Source organism: Aliarcobacter lanthieri (assembly GCF_013201625.1).
GTDB classification, from domain to species: domain Bacteria; phylum Campylobacterota; class Campylobacteria; order Campylobacterales; family Arcobacteraceae; genus Aliarcobacter; species Aliarcobacter lanthieri.
This window is the reverse complement of record NZ_CP053839.1, coordinates 358,449-376,249: the sequence shown is the minus strand read 5'-3', so window position 1 is coordinate 376,249 and position 17,801 is coordinate 358,449. Positions and strand designations below refer to the sequence as shown.

Sequence of the window (17,801 nt, the reverse complement as noted above, 5' to 3'; positions counted from 1 at the left end):
TTTTGAGAATTTTATCAGGTATTCAACCCTCAGGAACTATTCATATAGGAAACTATTTTGGTATGATAAAAAAGATGATAGAATCACAAAATGATGGTGAACTATTTGCTTTTATTGCTTCATATCATGCTCTAACATCAGTAAAAGATAAAGAGAGTTTGGAAAAAAACTCTTATGAAGCAGCTATAAACTTTTTGGCACTTGGAATGGATCCAGAAAAATCAACTTTCTGGATACAACATGATGTAAAAGAGGTTTTAGAACTTTACTGGATATTATCAAATCACACTTCTATGGGACTACTTGAACGTGCACATTCATATAAAGATAAAACTTCAAGAGGAATAAGTGCAAATCATGGTCTTTTCTCATACCCAGTTTTAATGGCTGCTGATATTTTATTATTTAATTCAAATATAGTACCTGTAGGAAAAGATCAAATTCAACATGTTGAAATGACAAGAGATATTGCAAATAGCTTTAACAACCATTATGGTAAAGAAATATTCCTTTTGCCTACTGCAAAAGTTGATGAAGTTGTAGCAACAGTTCCAGGAACTGATGGAGCAAAAATGTCAAAATCATACAATAACACAATTGATATGTTTACAACATCAAAACAAAGAAAAAAACAAGTTATGGGAATAGTTACAGATTCAAAAGAATTAGATGAAGTAAAAGAATGGGAAAGCTGTAATATATATTCTATATCTAAACTATTTATGAATGATGATGAATTAGCAAATTTAAGACAAAGATATGCTACTCCTGGAGAAGGTTATGGTCATTTTAAATTAACACTACTTGAGAAAATTGAAGAATATTTTAAACCTTATGAAGAAAAAAGAGAATATTTTCTAAATCATAAAAAAGAAGTAAGAGAAATATTAGAATTTGGAGCTAGCAAAGCTAAAAAAATTGCTAGTGAGAAGATTAGAGAAATAAGAGATACGATAGGTCTAATTTAAGGCCTTAGTTCTCTTTATACTTAAAAATAAGTTTGGTTCACCAACAATGTATATATCCCCATTTTTATCTTTTGTTATACCCTCTGGTGCTGTCATTCCTGAAGATATCTCATTATCTGATAAGTCTAAATATTTACTAAAGTTTTTCTTATCATCAACTCTTCCTAAAAGAGCTGATTCTTCACTCAAAATATATATATTTTTACTAATATCATCAAAATATATAGCTGAGAAATCTCCTAAATAATCATTATCTTCTACAATTTCAAATTTTTCTTTGATTATTATAGGAGTGTCATTTATAAATCCTTTTACAGTTATTATTTTTTTAGGGTTTCTTTCATTTACCAAATAAAGAATATCTTTATTTTTATTATAACTTATACCTTCTAAGCCAAAATTCTCAAGTGTTCTAACATTAATCATAAATTTTTTATTACTATCTCTTATATCTATAACTTTTGTATTATTATTTATATTTACAATAAAAGCCCCACTTAGTTCTTCATCAACAATTGCAAACATATCATCTTTTATATAAGTGATATCTTCAGTATCACGAAATCCTTCTAAATCAATTTTTCTTAATACTTCTCCACTTTTATTTAATTCATATATATCTCTTGGAGAGTTAGTAATTGCAAACAAAGTATCCGTTTTAGGGCTATATGTAATTCCAGAAAGATTTTGTTTTATTTCTTTTATTTCTTTTAATTTATAAGTATGTTGTTCTGTTTCTAACATAGTATCATTTTCTGAAGCAAAAAGATTAAAAAGTAATTTATCATCTAAATCTATGTAGTGTATCAGCACAAAAGTGCTGATTATAAAAGATAATATTAATACCTTTTTATTTGTTATTAAACTCTTTTTCATTTACATCCTCAATAATTAATTTTGCTATTTTATCATTTGTTAGAGCAATTTCTTTAGTTTCTGATGTAACTTGTGCATTTTGTTGTGTTTTTTGATCTAATACAGATACTGCATTGTTTATTTGTTCTATTCCTAAAAGTTGTTCTTTACTTGCATTTTCAAACTCTTTTATTAACTCAATAGTATTAATAATATCATTATTTAATTCTGTATATCCGCTAATCATTTGTGAAGCTACAACTTTTCCATCATTCGCTTTTGTAGTAGCTTTTTCAACTATATCTTTAATCTCTCTCGCTGCTTCAGCACTTCTATTTGCAAGATTACGTACTTCTCCTGCAACAACAGCAAAGCCTTTTCCTGCTTCACCAGCAGTCGCTGCTTCTACTGCTGCATTTAAAGATAATATATTTGTTTGGAAAGCTATATTATCAATTACTGCAATAGCTTCATTTATAGAAGTTACTTGATTATTTATCTCTTCCATAGCATTCATTGTTTGATTTGCTAAACTTTCTCCACTTTTTGCTTTATCTGTAACATTTGATGCTATTTTTGACATTTTTTGCATATTTTCAGTACTATTTCTTAAATTTGAAGTCATCTCTTCAAGTGAAGCAGAAGTTTCCTCAAGATTAGCAGCTGTGCTTGTAGAGCTATCATTTAATTTTTCTACATTTACTAAAAGTGTATGTGAACTAGAAGCTAGAGTTTCTCCATTTTTCTTATTTTCAACTAACATTTTAGTAATAGAATCACCTAAATTATTTACTCCTTTTGCAAGTTGTAAAATATGATTTTCAAACTTTGTTATATCTACTTTATTTAGGTATTTATAACTACTATATTCATCAATTATTTTTAAAACATTAACAATATTTTGTTCCAATTCTTGAGCCATTTTATTCATAACTGATTTTAATTTAACTAAATTTGGACTTTGAACTTCAATATTTAATCGTTGAGATAAATCACCATTTTGGAATTTACCTAAAATTTCAATTGTATTATCTATAAAAATATTGTTGTCATCTATATCTTTTCTAGCTTTTTCAATATTTCTATCAAGTGTTTTAGACATTTGCCCTATTTCATCTTTTGAATAATTCTTTATTCTATGAACTTCTTGTGTTTCACCATTTAGATATTTAAAAAACTCTTCTAAAGTATTTTGAAAAATACTTAAAGGTTTTATTATAATTTTATTTACAGCTGGAATTATAATAAAAATTAAAACTATACAAAGAGCTATTGTAACAGTAATAGCAATAACAAAAAGTGTGTTTATATCTTTATCTATGGTAGTTTTTAATTCATTTATACCTTTTTGAATGTCATCTGCATAAATTCCTGTTACTAAAACCCAATTAAACTCAGGAATATATATAGAAGATGCCATTTTAAGAATAACTTCTTTTGTAGCTGGATTCTCATAATAATAATTTACATACTTTTGTTGTTTTGCATATTTAATCAAATCTTCTCTAAAAGCATATCCTTTTACATCAGGTGCTTTTATATCAGTTTTTTTATTATTTAAAGATGGATTTGCAGGATGAAATCCAAAATAATAGCCATCATCTCTTTGCTCATAAGCAAAAAAATATCCACTTTTATCTTCTAAATATCTAACTCCACTTAGAAGTTCTATAACCTTCTCCTTTGCAACTTGTAGATCTTGTTCTTTTGCGATTATAGTATCAATCAAACTTTTTGCTACTTCAAATTCATGTCTAATTAATGCTTCTTTTTCTTTTGTTATTGCAATCTCAAAATTACTTAAAGTATTATTTAAAGTACTTTGAGTCTTTTCAAAATTTATACCAGAAAGAACAAAAATACCTATAATAACAGGTATTAATGTAATTACTAAAATCTTTATTTTTAACGAATTTATATTCAAGTTTATCCCTCCCCAAACTTATATTTATTATAAAGTATATTTATTATAGTTTTTAGATTATTTTTTAGGGATTAAAGTAGTATTAGTTAATAATTATTATTAAGCCATGTGTAAAAAATACACATTCTTAAGAAATTATTTTATTTTTTTGCAAATAAATATCAATTTGTCTGGATTATCATCAGTATGAAGGAAAAATTCTTTTATTTCTATAATCTCAAAATTTATTTTTATAAGCTTTTCTAACTCATCTTTTGAATGATATTCTTGAATTATACTATCTTGTTCTTTTATAAATTTTCCACTTTCATCTTTTTCAAAAAGTGTAATATCTGTTTGAAGTTTATTGTCTTCAAAATTAGCATCAATTGCAATAAATCTATCTTCATTATCTATTGTTATAGTTCCTTGTGCAACCTCATCAAATCCAAAATATGTATTTATGTCAAAGATAAAATAAGCATTTTCATTTAATACATTACTAACTTCATTTATAAATAAAGGAAGTTCATTTTTAGGAATATAGTTAAGCACATCAAAAATTGCAGTTGCACAATCAAATTTATCTTTAACTTCACATAAAGGCATAGCTTTTGCATTTAAATTCTTCTCTTCACAAATCCTTATTTGTTCCTTACTCAAATCTATTCCAAAAGCTCTTTTTTTATTTATCTTTAGATTTTCTAAAAAATATCCTTGACCACAACCAATATCTATAATATTGTCTATATCATTTACAATTATAAATTTTAAAAACTCTTTATGAAGAGTATAAATCTCCTCTTCAAAATCTAAAAATCCTTCTATTTTTGCATATAAATCTAAACCCATTATAAAAACTTCTCTAATTTATCTTTTAAGTCAAATATCAAATCTTTTTTTGCATAAAAGGAGTTTTTATTTGCTATTAAATGTGCAGTCGTTTCCATGATAGTAGGTCCCACTTCAAGTCCATTTTGTTTCATAGTTTCGCCAGTTTCAACAATATCAACAATACAGTCACAAAGCCCAACCAAAGGAGCTAATTCGATAGAACCATAAAGCTTTATAATCTCAACTGCCATAGCTTTTTGCTCAAAATATTTTTTAGCTATTTTCTCGTGTTTTGTAGCTATTGTAATTTTACTTTTATCAAAATTTAATTTCTCACCTGCTCTTAAACCAAAAGCAACTTTGCAACGACCAAGTTTTAAATCCAAAAGTTTTATCAAGTCGTACTCTTTTTCCTCTAAAACATCAAGTCCAACAACACCCAAATCAGCAGCTCCATGCATAACATAAGTTGGAACATCTTGATTTCTTACATTTAAAAATTTAAATCCAGCCTTTTCCATAATAAGTTTTCTATCTTCAAAAATAAACTTCTCTCCAAAAGCTTTTTCAAATCTATCTAGAGTTTCATCTGCAATTCTTCCCTTAGGCAATGCAATTGTTAGCATCTATTATCCTTTTCATATTTTCAAATATTAAATCTTTTTTATATTGGCTATTTTCAAAAAATTGGCTTAAAAATTCTCCATCTCCACCAGTAAAAATTATATTTTTATTTAAACTTACTTCTTTGATAGGTAAAATGATGGATTTCGTTAAAGCATACAAAATAGCATCTTTTGTTTGAAGTGGAATTTTATCTAAATTAATATTTTTTTCAAAATCTACCTTTAGTTTTTTTGATATTTTTTCATAACTTTTTAAAAAACTATATACTCCTAAAAGTATAAATCCACCTTTATGAATTTTATTTTCTATAATATCAACTGTTATTGCACTTCCTGCATCAACAACTATAGTATTTTCTTGATATATCGAAGCAACAATTCTATCTATACCCATTCCTTTATATGTTGTATCAAATTTTATAATATTTGATAAATTTTTTGCTTGTGGATTTTTTTTAAGTAACTTTTTTGTAGCTTTTTCATTAACACTTATATAAAAAATCTCATCTTTAAACTTTGGTATTTTTTCATCTAAAAAATATTTTTTATGTTTTCCATCTATTAAAAAATGAAAAGTCGTATTTCCAATATCACATAAAATCAACTCTTACACTCCAACCACTATTTTTTAAATACTCTTTTGCTTTTGAACAAAGTGGACTACTAATAAATAGTTCTTTGACTTTAAAATTGTGAGCCAAATAAGAGCTTAAAGTATTTGTTAAAGATATTAATTCATCTGCATTCTTTCGTATAAATCTGCTTTTACTATCCACTACAAATATCGCATAAAATTTCAAATCTATTGTAGTTCCGACATAAATCTGTATCTTTTTTCTACTATTTAACTCTTTTGGTAAAACTTCTTTAAAGTCTTTAAATAATATATTTTTTTTTAGAAAAAATTCTGTTATTGTTTTCATTCTTATCCTTAAAACCTTTATTATAACAAAATTTGTATAATTTCATAAATTCAAAATGAAAAGAAAACAATGGAAAATTTATCTCACGAAGATCAATCAATCATAACAAGAGGTATTATAAAAGCAGCTGTTTTAATGAGTGAATATGGAGCAGAAAGTATTTTAATAGAACAAACAGCCCAAAGACTTGGTAAAGCATTAGGTGCAAATTCTGTTGAAATTTCACTTATTCCATCAGCAATTGTTTTAACAACTTTATATCATGGAAGATCAGTAACTACAACTAGAAGAGTACACCATAAACCTATCAATATGAGTATTGTTTGTGAAATTCAAAAAATAGTTTTACAAATGGAAAGAAATGACCATGATATACACTATTTGTATACTATTTTAAAAAATATTGAACCAAACTATTATAATAGATGGTTAGTTATTTTTATGGTAGGACTTGCTTGCTCTAGCTTTGCATATTTACAAGGTGGAGATATCATGGCTCTTACAATTACTTTTATAGCTTCTAGTATTGCAATGTTTACAAGACAAGAGCTAGCAAAAAGAAGATTTGTGATGATTATAAGTTTTGGAATAACTGCTTTTGTTGCTACAATAATTGCTGGCCTTTCAAAAGTATATGGTTTTAGTGAAACTCCAAATATAGCGATGGCAGCCAGTGTTTTACTTCTAGCTCCTGGATTTGCTTTTGTAAACTCTATATTGGATTCATTTAAAGGATATATGATGATGGGATGGGGTAGATGGATGGATGGAATGATTCTTACTTTATCCACTTGTATAGGTATTATTTTAGCATTTACAATTTTAGGATTCAAAGGATAAATATGGATCTAATTTTTAAACTTTTAATTGAAGCTATATTTGCTGCTTGTGCATCTATTGGATTTGGAATGGTTTTTAATGTTCCAAAACATACTTTAAAATATTGTGCATTAGGAGGAGCAATAGTTTATGATTTAAGAACTATCTTTTTAGCTTTAGATTTTGGTATTGAGTTAGCTACATTTTTAGCTTCAGCAATTATAGGTATCATCGCTCTTTATTGGTCACGAAAATATAAAATACCACGTCCTGTATATACTGTTGCATCAATTATTCCAATATTACCAGGAACTTATGCTTTTAGCGCAATGATAAACTTAATTGACATAAATAGATTTGGAGCAACAATTGAGTTAATAGAACTTTTTGTCCATAATGGTTTAAAAGCAATAGCTATCTTAATAGCTATAACTTTTGGTTTAGTTCTTCCATCATTATATTTTTTAAGATTAAATAGACCAGTTATCTAATATAACTGGTACTTTTTAATAAATTCATCATCTATATCAATAATTTTTCTTTCTCTTAAACTATCAATTACACTTTTTGTACAATCTACATCATCTGGCCATCTTCTTGTAAATCCATCAAGTGAATTCTTATTTGTTCCATCTAAACATAAAGTTTGTCCATCAATATATAAATCTCTATTTGAGTCAATATTATTTACAACTCTCCAAATTAACATATAAGTATTTTCCAAATCATTTGATTTATTATCAACAATCACTAAAATTTTTATATGAGAAAATAGTGGTTTTAAGTCTTCAAAAAGATATTTCTGGCTTCTAGTTTTGTCTACAGTTATAATACAAATAGGATTTTTAGTATCTTTGTAATACTGTTTCAATCCTCTTATATCTTCACTTATATGTTGCATTTTACTTAGCAATTCACTATCTTCTAAAAGTGTAATCCCCAGTTCTTCTATTTCATTTCCAGTACAATCAATACCTAACTTTCCACCAATAGCAAATTTTGGACTAGAGTGATCAAGATGATCAACAACCCCTTTTGAAATTAAAATATCCTCTATATTTATTCTATTTAATATATGTTTTGTTATAGCATCATGATTTGTAAGCTCTGGAGCATCAGAATTTACAAAAATAGCATGTTTTACAAAACTCATCTGCCCTACTCCCCAAAATGCATGCATCATTTGACTTGCATGTCCAGGATAGAAGCTATTTATCTTTGCAATTATTAAGTTATGAAATACACCATTTTCAGGCATATAATAATCAACTAAATCTGGAGCAGTTGTTTTTAGTAGTGGTAAGAAAATTCTTTCAGTAGCAAACCCCATATATTTATCTTCTAGGGGTGGTTTACCTACAACTGTTGCTAAAAATGTTGGATTCTTTTTACTTGTAATAGCACTTACTTCCATGAAAGGAAATTCTTCTTCAAGTGTATAATATCCAGTATGGTCGCCAAAAGGTCCCTCTATTTTAAATTTACTTGTATCCACAAATCCTTCAATAACAAAATCATTATCAGAAGGTATCCAAATATCATTAGTAATAGATTTTACAAGTTTTGCAGGAGTATTTTTTACAAATCCATATAACATGAGTTCAAAAACTCCTATTGGAAGAGGTGCTTGTCCACACCAAATATACATAGGATCTCCACCAATTCCAATAGTAACTGGCATATTTTTACCAGCTTTTTTATATTCATGGAAGAAGTGGTTAGAATCTTTATGAATTTGCCAATGCATACCTAAAGTATTATCCTCATAAACTTGAAGTCTATACATCCCAAGGTTTTTTAATTCTCCATTTAAACTTTGTGTATAAACTTGACCCATTGTAATAAATGGTCCTCCATCTTGTTCCCAAGTTGTTATAATAGGTAAATCACTAAGTTTTGCTTCATTTCCTAATTTTATAATTTCTTGACATTCTCCTTTAGCTTTTAACTTTTTTGGGATAGTATTTTTTAAAGCAAATAATTTTGTAAAAGTTGAAATCTTTTCACTAAAAGTTACAGGTGGTTTAAGTTTAAGTAAACTCTCTATTTCAGAACCAATTTTATCACCATCACCAATAAATAATTTTACAGCTTCTTCATTACAAAATACATTCATTAAAACTGGAATATCAAACTTTTTTTCATTTTTTCTATCCACTACATTTGTAAATAATATAGCTTTTGATTCCTCTTTCTTTACCTCTATATAGGCAACATGAGGAACTTCTAAATAAATATCTAGTTCATCATCTATAATTTTTAGAAGATTATTTTTTTTTAATAATTCTATAGCTTTTTGCATTTCATTCCCTAAAATTGATTTATTCATTTAATAATAAAATTGACTTTATCATTTTATTTATTAAAATTATATAATTAGTTTTTAGATGTTTCTTTTTGTAGCATAATTCATAATATGTTACAAATTTAAAAATCTATTAAATATTATCTACAAAATATAAAATAATATATTTTTAAGATAAGTATTACATTTTTTCACACTCTATTTTATAATTAACAACAAAGAGTTAAATTAAATTGTTAAGTTTGATAAATTTGTGTACAATCAGAATTGATTAAAATTTTTGAAAATTAGGAAAAAAGATGTCAACTGAATTAATCTTAGCATCTGTAATTTTTATTGCTATTGGTTTAATTCTTGTAGGTGTATTTATGCTTACAAGATTTATAGGACCTCAAAATAAAGATTCAGAATATAAAAATAAAGTTTATGAAAGTGGGATTACGAATCCTATTGGGACTACAAACATAAGATTTTCTATAAAATTTTACTTAGTTGCAATCTCATTCTTACTATTTGATGTAGAGGTAATTTTTATGTTTCCTTGGGCTATAAATGTAGTAGAATTAGGAGTTGCTGGACTATTTAAAATGTTCATCTTTATGGGATTACTATTTATTGGTTTAATCTATATCTATAAGAAAAAGGCTTTATCATGGGATTAGGAGTTGAAGCAAATTTAGGTGATTCTATAATCACTACTAAGCTTGATGCTGCAGTTAATTGGGGAAGATCGTTTTCTCTTTGGCCGATGGCTTTTGGAACAGCCTGTTGTGGGATTGAATTTATGGCTGTTGCAGCTGCAAAATATGATGTTTCAAGATTTGGAGCAGAAGTTGTAAGATTTTCTCCAAGACAAGCTGATTTATTAATAGTAGCTGGAACTATTTCATATAAACAAGCACCTATTTTAAAAAAAATATATGAGCAAATGTGTGAACCAAAATGGGTTATTTCTATGGGAGCATGTGCCTGTTCTGGTGGTTTTTATGATAATTATGCAACAGTTCAAGGAATAGATGAAATTATTCCTGTTGATGAATATGTTGCTGGTTGTCCTCCAAGACCTGAAGCTGTTCTTGATGCAATTATGAGAATTCAAGAGAAATCAAAAAATGAATCAATTTTGAAAGATAGAGTAAAAGAATACAAAGGATTTTTAGATGCTTAAGTGTGATTTATTGATTGATTCAAAAGATATAAGAAGTACTATTCTTAAACTTAAAAATGAAGAAAGCTATACTCTTTTATTAGATATTACAGCGATTGATTATCTAAAATTTCCAGATACCACTCCTTCGAGATTTGCAGTTGTTTATGTACTAAGAAGTAATAACTTTAAAAAAGAAATTACTGTTAAAGCTTTTGTAGATGACAATACTTTATCAGTAGATTCTATTTTTGATATTTATGGTTCTGCTGATTGGGCGGAAAGAGAAGCTTTTGATCAATATGGAATAAAATTTATTGGTCATCCAAATTTAAAAAGAGTTTTAAATCATCACCAATTTACTGGTCATCCTTTAAGAAAAGATTATCAAATTACAAAAGGACAAATTTGTACTGAAACTGAAGATTTAATGGATGAAATGTTACCTTTACTTAAATCAAAAGGTTATAGTGATATAGAAATAGATGATTTAATGCTTTTAAATGTTGGTCCATCTCACCCCGCATCTCATGGTACTATTAGGAACTTTGTTGCAATGGAAGGTGAAACAATAGCTGCATGTGTAACTGAAATTGGATACTTACATAGAGGATTTGAAAAAGCATGTGAAAACCATACATATTCTCAAGTTATCCCATATACAGATAGATTAAATTATTGTAGTGCTATATTAAATAACATTGGTTGGGCAAAAGCAATTGAAGATATGCTAAATATAGATATAACTCCTAGAGCTAAAATGATAAGAGTTGTAATAGGAGAATTAAGTAGAATTATTGATCATATTGTTTGTAATGCTGCAAATATGGTTGATTTAGGTGGGCTTACAAGTCTTTGGTATTTATTCTCTGCAAGAGATCAAGCTTATGATTTATTATCAAAATTAACAGGAGCTAGACTGACAAATACTTATACAAGAATTGGTGGTTTAGAATTTGATTTATATGATGGTTTTGAAGATGATTTAGAAGCTGTTTTAAAAACTACAGAAACAAGTATTAGTGATACATTATCTTTAATTGCTCACAATAGAATTTATCAAGATAGGACTCAAGATGTAGGTATTATAAAAGCTGATTTTGCTATAAAATATGGTATTTCTGGTCCAAATTTAAGAGCTGCTGGAGTTGCTCATGATTTGAGAAAAGATAAACCATATTATGGATATGAGAACTTTGATTTTGATGTAGTTATCGGAAGTCATGGTGATGTTTACGATAGAATGATGTGTAGATTTGAAGAGATGACTCAATCTATAAGAATTATTAGACAAGCTATGAAAAATATGCCAGATGGTGCTATAAATATATATGCTCCAAATGCTGTTTTACCACTTAAACAAGATGTTTATGGAAATATTGAAGGATTAATGAATCAATTTAAACTAACTTTTGAAGGAATAAAAGTTCCAAAAGGTGAATATTATAGCTCAACAGAAGCTACAAATGGAGAATTAGGATTTTTCATTGTAAGTGATGGAAGTGGAAGACCATATAAAGTAAAATGTAGACCACCATGTTTTTATTCACTTGCAGCTTTTTCAAAAATAGTTGAAGGTACAATGCTTGCTGACTCTGTTATAACAATGGCTAGTTTGAATTTTATTGCTGGGGAGTTTGATAGATAATGAGTAATTTTAGTTATACACCACAAAATGAAGCAAAATTTCAAGAGTATGTATCAAGATACCCAAAATTAGACTCTTGTATGCTACCTGCACTTTGGATAGTTCAAGAACAAGAAGGTTGGGTAAGTCCAGAAGCTATGGTTTATGTAGCTTCAAGAGTTAATAAAAGTCCAATGCAAGTATATGAAGTAGCAACTTTTTATACAATGTTTAATCTTAAACCAATTGGAAAATATCATATTGAATTATGTAAAACTGTATCTTGTATGCTTATGGGAGCAAGAGAACTTAAATCTTTTATAAAAGATACTTTAGGTTTAGAGCCTGGTCAAACAAGTGCAGATGGGCTATTCACTTTTAATGAAGTTGAATGTCAAGGTGCTTGTGGAGATGCTCCAATGATAGCTTTAAACAATGTTTATCATGGAAAATTAACAAAAGAGAAGTTAGAGAAAATAATTTGGGAGTGCAAAAATGGTAACTAGAATAGTAAGTAAAAATTTTGATATTCCAAACTCTCATAAACTTGAAGTTGCTTTAGCAAATGGAAGATATTCTTCTATTGATAAACTTTTTACTATGAAACCAGAAGAAGTTACTTCTGAAGTTACAAAATCTGGACTTAGAGGAAAAGGTGGTGGTGGAGCAGCCTGTGGACCAAAATGGGAGCTTATGCCACCAGTTGATGAGCGTCCACGATATCTAATTGTTAATGGTGATGAAAGTGAACCAGGAACTTTTAAAGATAGACAAATTTTTCAATATGATCCACATCTTTTAATAGAAGGTATTATTTGTACTTGTTGGGCAATACAAGCAAATCACGCGTATATATATATTAGAGGTGAATATAAATTCTTTATTGATAGATTGAATGAAGCAATACAAGAAGCGTATAAAGCTAAAATTATTGGTGATAAAATAATGGACAAATATAACTTTAAAGTTGATATTACAGTTCATAGAGGTGGAGGAGCTTATATTTGTGGAGAAAAATCTGCACTTATTGAATCATTAGAAGGTAAAAGAGGACATCCAAGACTTAAACCACATGGTAAAGAGTGTGAATGGTTCTATGGACAACCAGCAACTGTAAATAATGTAGAAACAATTTCATCTGTTCCAAATATTGTAGAAAATGGAGCGCAAGGATATACAAAATACGGTACAGAGAAATCTCCAGGGACTATGCTTTTTGCTATTTCTGGACCAGTTAAAAATCCTGGTGTATATGAAATGGAATATGGAAACAAAATGATTGATTTCCTAAACGTTCTAGGTGGTGGTATGCTTGAAGGTAAAAAACTAAAAGCTATTATTCCAGGTGGAACATCATGTCCAATATTAACAGCGCAAGAAGTAGAAAAAGCTGTATTGGATTATGAATCAATGTGGGATATAGGATCAACTTTAGGTACTGGAGGAATGATTGTTATTGATGAAAGTGCTTCAATGGTTGATGTTGCAAAAAATATTATAGAGTTCTATCATCATGAATCATGCGGTCAATGTACTCCTTGTAGAGAAGGTTGTGGTTGGATTGATAAAATTTTAAGAGATGTATTAGATGGAAAAGCAACTTCTGATGATTTACAAACAATATTTGATGTGTGTGATACTATGAATGGAAAAACTGTTTGTGTTTTTGCACCAGCAGTAAAAGATATTATAGCTAGTATTGTTAAAAAATTTAGAAGTGAATTTGAAGAATATTTAAAAAATTAATTTTAATTAAGGAGAACAAAATGGCAAAGAATACAATGACTTTTACAGACAATAGAAATGGTAAGACTTACGAATATAACATCGTAGATGGTACAAGAGGACCTAGCGTAGTTGATATTTCAAGTTTTTATAAAGATTCAGGAATGTTTACTTATGATCCTGGTTATACATCAACTGCATCTTGCGAATCAAAAATTACATTTATTGATGGAGAAAACTCTGAATTAAGATATAGAGGTTATGATATAGCTGATCTTGCTGGTAAACACTCTTTTTTAGATGTTGCTCACCTTTTAATGAATGCAAGATTACCAAGTGAACAAGAATCAAAAGATTTTGATTTAGAAATAAGACATAGATCATTCTTAAATGAAGGGATTATAAGACTTTTTGATGCTTTACCAGATGGTGCACACCCAATGGCTACTATGGGAGCAGCTACTATGGCCCTTGCAGCATTTTATAAAGATCATTTACATTTAGAAGATGAAGATGCTTTTAAAACAATGAGAAGAAGAATTTTAGCTAAAATGCCTACTATTGCAGCTATGGCATATAGAAATTCTATTGGAACTCCACTAATTTATCCAGATGTAAATAGATATTTCACTGAAAACTTCTTATATATGTTAAGAGCTTATCCAGGTGGAAGAATGAAATATCTAGGAAATGGTAAAAATGATGAAATTACTCAAATTGAAGTTGACGCACTTGATGCAATTTTAACTCTACATGCAGACCACGAACAAAATGCTTCTACAACAACTGTAAGAAATGTTGGTTCAACAGAAGCTCACCCTTATGTTGCTATTGCTTCTGGTATTTCTGCACTTTGGGGTTCTGCTCATGGTGGAGCAAATGAAAAAGTTATGGATCAATTAAAATTAATTGGTGATATTAAAAATGTTCCTTCATATATTGCAAAAGCAAAAGACAAAAATGATCCATTTAGATTAATGGGATTCGGGCATAGAGTATATAAAAATAGAGATCCAAGAGCTGAAACTTTAAAAAGCTTACAAGATCAATTAAGAGAAAAATTAAATCTTGATTCTAAACTTCTTGATATTGCTGCTGCTGTTGAAGATGCCGCATTAAGTGATGACTACTTTAAAGAAAGAGGTTTATACCCAAATATTGATTTCTATTCAGGTGTAATTTTAACTGCTCTTAAAATTCCTGTAGAGATGTTTACTCCAATTTTTGTTATAGGAAGAACTCCAGGATGGTTAGCACAATGGTCTGAATTAAAACAAGATCCAAAACATAAAATTGCAAGACCAAGACAGTTATATACAGGTAATTAATAAAATAAAAAAAAGGTTAAAGGGATATAATTTATGGCTGAAACAGTTAGTATAACAATTAATGGTATTGAAATGCAGGCTACGAAAGGTAGCTTGCTGATTGATAAATTATTAGATGAAAATATTCATATCCCTCACTTTTGTTATCATCAAGCGTTGGGAAAAGATGGAAATTGTAGAATGTGCATGGTTGAGATTGAGGGACAAAAAAGACCTCAAATCGCCTGTGACACACCTATAAAAGATGGAATGATTGTAAGAACAAAAGGTGAGAAGATTGAAAAAGTAAGACGAGACATTCTTGAACTTGAACTTATAAATCACCCAATTGACTGTCCTACATGTGATCAAGCTGGAGAGTGTAAACTACAAGATTACTATATGGAATCTGGGTTCTACTCTTCAAGATTTGCGCTTGATGATAAAAATAATGCAGAAAAAAGAGTTGATTTAGGGTCTAATGTAATGCTAGATCAAGAAAGATGTGTTCTTTGTCTTAGATGTGTAAGATTCTGTAAAGATATCACAAAAACTGCTGAACTTGGAGTTATAAGTAGAACAGACCATTCTGTAATAGGCACATTCCCTGGTCGTCCTTTAAATAATCCTTATGCAATGAATGTTGTAGATTTATGCCCAGTTGGAGCATTAACAAGTAAAGATTTTAGATTTAAACAAAGAGTTTGGTTCTTACAAAGTTTTGAAGCTATTTGTAATGGTTGTTCAAAAGGGTGTAATATACATGTAGATCATAGAAAAGAAAAATATAAAGATGACATGATTTATAGATTTAGACCAAGAGTAAACAAAGCTGTAAATGGTTGGTTTATATGTGATAAGGGAAGATTATCTTATCATAATGAAGCAACAAATAGATTTGAAATAGCTTTAATTGATAAAAATGAAACAAATACGTCAAATGCTATTGCAAATATTTTCAAAGAGTTATCTACTTCAAAAAATATATTAATGCTTTTAAGTCCTAGTTTATCATATGAAGAGATGCTAAACTGTAAAAACTTAAGTGAAAAGCTAAATATTAAATTAAGCGGTTACTCTCCAAATACTTATGATGAAGAACAAAGTGATGATTGGTTAAGACAAAAAGACAAAACTGCAAATAGAGCATCTTTTAAAGAGTTAAATATTGATGAAACAAAAGAATTTTTTGAGAATTCATTAAATGAAGCAAAAACTGTTATTATCGTTGAGAATAGTTATTTTGAAAATAATCTAAATCTTTTAGAAAATAAAAAAGTAATATCACTTTTTTCTCACCACTGTTTAACAATTGGTGTATCAAATATTGCTTTAGGTGTTGCATCATTTTATGAGAAAAGTGGTTCATACATAAATTGTGATGGAATTAGACAAAAGGTTGTTTCACAAATGAATAGAAATAATCCTATGAAAACTATTACTACAATTATAGAGGACATAAAATCTATGATAGAAAAGGGAACTTTATGAGTAGTGTTATTGTAATTATTGTAAATATACTTCTTGCAGTAGTTCTTGCAGTTGGACTTACTCCACTTTGGGTTTGGTGGGAAAGAAGAATTGCAGGATTTATCCAAGATAGAAGTGGTCCAAATAGATGTAACATTGGATTTATAAGATTAGGTGGACTTGTTCAAGCAGTTGCTGATATGTTAAAACTTATTTTTAAAGAAGATTTTACTCCTGCTCATGTAAAACATAAATTTTTCTTTACAATTGCTCCTGCACTTGTATTTTTATGTTCTTTCTTAACTTTTGCAGTTATTCCTTATGCTGATGTTTTAACTATTGATGGTAAAGCTCATATAATGCAAGCTATCCCAACTGAATTAGGGATATTATGGTTTTTAGCATTTGCAGGATTAACAGTTTATGGAATTATTCTTGGAGGATATTCTTCTTCAAATAAATATGGTCTTTTAGGTTCAATTAGAGCTTCAGCTCAAGTAATATCTTATGAAGCAGCAATGGGATTATCACTAATTTCAATCATAATATCTTATGGCTCAATTCACTTAACAGATATGGTAAATGCTCAAGCTGGAACATATTTAGGTGTAATTCCTATGTGGGGAATTTTTATTCAACCATTAGCAGCTATTATTTTTATTGTTTGTTCATTTGCAGAAACAAATAGAGCACCTTTTGACTTAGCTGAAGGAGAAAGCGAAATTGTTGCAGGATATCATACAGAATATAGTGCTATGAAGTTTGGACTTTTCCAAGTTGGTGAATATGCTGCTATGAGTGCTTCGAGTGCATTGATTGTTACTCTATTTTTTGGTGGTTATCAAATTCCTTGGATGGATACAGCTACAATTCAATCTAATATAAACTATGTAATTTTAGCTATTATTGTTTTACTTCCAATTCAAATTTTTATATTTACAAGATGGATGAAGAAAAATAATAAAGCTGTTGGGAAAGACACTTCTAGAGAAAAAGAGACAAAAGTTTTAACTGCTATATTCTGGACAATTTGCATAGCAATAGTAGCACTTTTAATATCATTTTTAGTAACTGGACTTGGAACAAATGGAGTTAATATTATAACTGCTATTTTACAAGTAGCAACATTTATGGTTAAGTTTTTTATGATGGCTTTTGTTTATATGTGGGTTAGATGGACTGTTTTAAGATTTAGATATGACCAACTTCAAATGTTAGGTTGGAAAGTTCTAATTCCATTAGCTCTTTTAAATATCGTTGTAACAGCAATAATTGTTGTGATAGGAAATTAA

The 17,801-nt window shown here is 28.5% G+C and carries 18 protein-coding genes; 11 read left to right on the top strand and 7 right to left on the bottom strand.

All coding sequences use genetic code 11. The annotated features are described in order from the left end of the window. Positions 1-2 precede the first annotated feature (2 nt). Entirely contained in the window at positions 3-968 is a 966-nt protein-coding gene (gene trpS / locus ALANTH_RS01900) for a tryptophan--tRNA ligase (RefSeq protein ID WP_026807317.1), read from the top strand. Here trpS and ALANTH_RS01895 read toward each other — a convergent pair. The 6 genes from ALANTH_RS01895 to ALANTH_RS01870 all read right to left on the bottom strand — a co-directional run bounded on the left by ALANTH_RS01895 (position 960) and on the right by ALANTH_RS01870 (position 6,109). After that, positions 960-1,781, bottom strand: coding sequence for an SdiA-regulated domain-containing protein (locus ALANTH_RS01895; protein ID WP_228282874.1), 822 nt, complete (start codon positions 1,779-1,781; stop codon positions 960-962). The two genes, trpS and ALANTH_RS01895, sit on opposite strands and share 9 nt — an antisense overlap. Positions 1,782-1,818: 37 nt before the next feature. Next, entirely contained in the window at positions 1,819-3,747 is a 1,929-nt protein-coding gene (locus tag ALANTH_RS01890; RefSeq protein WP_026807315.1) for a methyl-accepting chemotaxis protein, read from the bottom strand. A 135-nt stretch (positions 3,748-3,882) separates the two neighbouring features. After that, positions 3,883-4,578, bottom strand: a complete 696-nt coding sequence (locus tag ALANTH_RS01885; protein WP_026807314.1) for a methyltransferase domain-containing protein — start codon at positions 4,576-4,578, stop codon at positions 3,883-3,885. Beyond that, the gene (gene hisG, locus ALANTH_RS01880; RefSeq protein WP_026807313.1) at positions 4,578-5,186 is read right to left on the bottom strand and encodes an ATP phosphoribosyltransferase; all 609 of its coding nucleotides are present in this window, start codon (positions 5,184-5,186) and stop codon (positions 4,578-4,580) included. The genes ALANTH_RS01885 and hisG overlap by 1 nt, the downstream gene beginning before the upstream one ends. Then, the gene (locus ALANTH_RS01875) at positions 5,164-5,790 is read right to left on the bottom strand and encodes a type III pantothenate kinase (protein ID WP_026807312.1); all 627 of its coding nucleotides are present in this window, start codon (positions 5,788-5,790) and stop codon (positions 5,164-5,166) included. Before ALANTH_RS01875 ends, hisG begins: the two co-directional genes overlap by 23 nt. Then, positions 5,777-6,109, bottom strand: coding sequence for a hypothetical protein (locus tag ALANTH_RS01870; RefSeq protein ID WP_026803161.1), 333 nt, complete (start codon positions 6,107-6,109; stop codon positions 5,777-5,779). The genes ALANTH_RS01875 and ALANTH_RS01870 overlap by 14 nt, the downstream gene beginning before the upstream one ends. 69 nt (positions 6,110-6,178) lie before the next feature. Here ALANTH_RS01870 and ALANTH_RS01865 point away from each other — a divergent pair, with 69 nt between their 5' ends. Both ALANTH_RS01865 and ALANTH_RS01860 read left to right on the top strand, forming a co-directional pair. Next, positions 6,179-6,949, top strand: a complete 771-nt coding sequence (locus ALANTH_RS01865) for a threonine/serine exporter family protein (protein WP_026807311.1) — start codon at positions 6,179-6,181, stop codon at positions 6,947-6,949. A 2-nt stretch (positions 6,950-6,951) separates the two neighbouring features. Further along, complete coding sequence (locus ALANTH_RS01860; protein WP_026807310.1) at positions 6,952-7,419, top strand: threonine/serine exporter family protein; 468 nt, start codon at positions 6,952-6,954, stop codon at positions 7,417-7,419. Here the strand turns inward: ALANTH_RS01860 and ALANTH_RS01855 are convergent. Continuing rightward, positions 7,416-9,230 (bottom strand): menaquinone biosynthesis decarboxylase, encoded by a 1,815-nt coding sequence (locus ALANTH_RS01855; protein WP_026807309.1) that lies wholly within the window; start codon positions 9,228-9,230, stop codon positions 7,416-7,418. The two genes, ALANTH_RS01860 and ALANTH_RS01855, sit on opposite strands and share 4 nt — an antisense overlap. Positions 9,231-9,532: 302 nt before the next feature. Here ALANTH_RS01855 and ALANTH_RS01850 point away from each other — a divergent pair, with 302 nt between their 5' ends. From ALANTH_RS01850 to ALANTH_RS01815, 8 genes are read left to right on the top strand one after another with little or no spacing between them, the layout of a single operon-like run. Continuing rightward, positions 9,533-9,895: an NADH-quinone oxidoreductase subunit A gene (locus ALANTH_RS01850; RefSeq protein WP_026803157.1), complete on the top strand. Its 363-nt coding sequence runs from the start codon at positions 9,533-9,535 to the stop codon at positions 9,893-9,895. Beyond that, positions 9,886-10,401: an NADH-quinone oxidoreductase subunit B gene (locus ALANTH_RS01845; protein WP_026803156.1), complete on the top strand. Its 516-nt coding sequence runs from the start codon at positions 9,886-9,888 to the stop codon at positions 10,399-10,401. Before ALANTH_RS01850 ends, ALANTH_RS01845 begins: the two co-directional genes overlap by 10 nt. Beyond that, a complete protein-coding gene (locus ALANTH_RS01840; RefSeq protein ID WP_026807308.1) occupies positions 10,394-12,028 on the top strand; it encodes an NADH-quinone oxidoreductase subunit D in 1,635 nt (544 codons plus the stop codon). Before ALANTH_RS01845 ends, ALANTH_RS01840 begins: the two co-directional genes overlap by 8 nt. After that, on the top strand, positions 12,028-12,513 hold the full coding sequence (locus ALANTH_RS01835) for an NADH-quinone oxidoreductase subunit NuoE family protein (RefSeq protein WP_026803154.1): 486 nt from the start codon (positions 12,028-12,030) through the stop codon (positions 12,511-12,513). Before ALANTH_RS01840 ends, ALANTH_RS01835 begins: the two co-directional genes overlap by 1 nt. Beyond that, the gene (gene nuoF, locus ALANTH_RS01830; RefSeq protein ID WP_026807307.1) at positions 12,503-13,753 is read left to right on the top strand and encodes an NADH-quinone oxidoreductase subunit NuoF; all 1,251 of its coding nucleotides are present in this window, start codon (positions 12,503-12,505) and stop codon (positions 13,751-13,753) included. The genes ALANTH_RS01835 and nuoF overlap by 11 nt, the downstream gene beginning before the upstream one ends. A 20-nt stretch (positions 13,754-13,773) precedes the next feature. Then, the gene (locus ALANTH_RS01825; protein WP_026803152.1) at positions 13,774-15,060 is read left to right on the top strand and encodes a citrate synthase; all 1,287 of its coding nucleotides are present in this window, start codon (positions 13,774-13,776) and stop codon (positions 15,058-15,060) included. Positions 15,061-15,093: 33 nt separating this feature from the next. Continuing rightward, the gene (locus ALANTH_RS01820; protein WP_026803151.1) at positions 15,094-16,530 is read left to right on the top strand and encodes an NADH-quinone oxidoreductase subunit G; all 1,437 of its coding nucleotides are present in this window, start codon (positions 15,094-15,096) and stop codon (positions 16,528-16,530) included. Beyond that, on the top strand, positions 16,527-17,801 hold the full coding sequence (locus tag ALANTH_RS01815; protein ID WP_026803150.1) for a complex I subunit 1/NuoH family protein: 1,275 nt from the start codon (positions 16,527-16,529) through the stop codon (positions 17,799-17,801). Before ALANTH_RS01820 ends, ALANTH_RS01815 begins: the two co-directional genes overlap by 4 nt.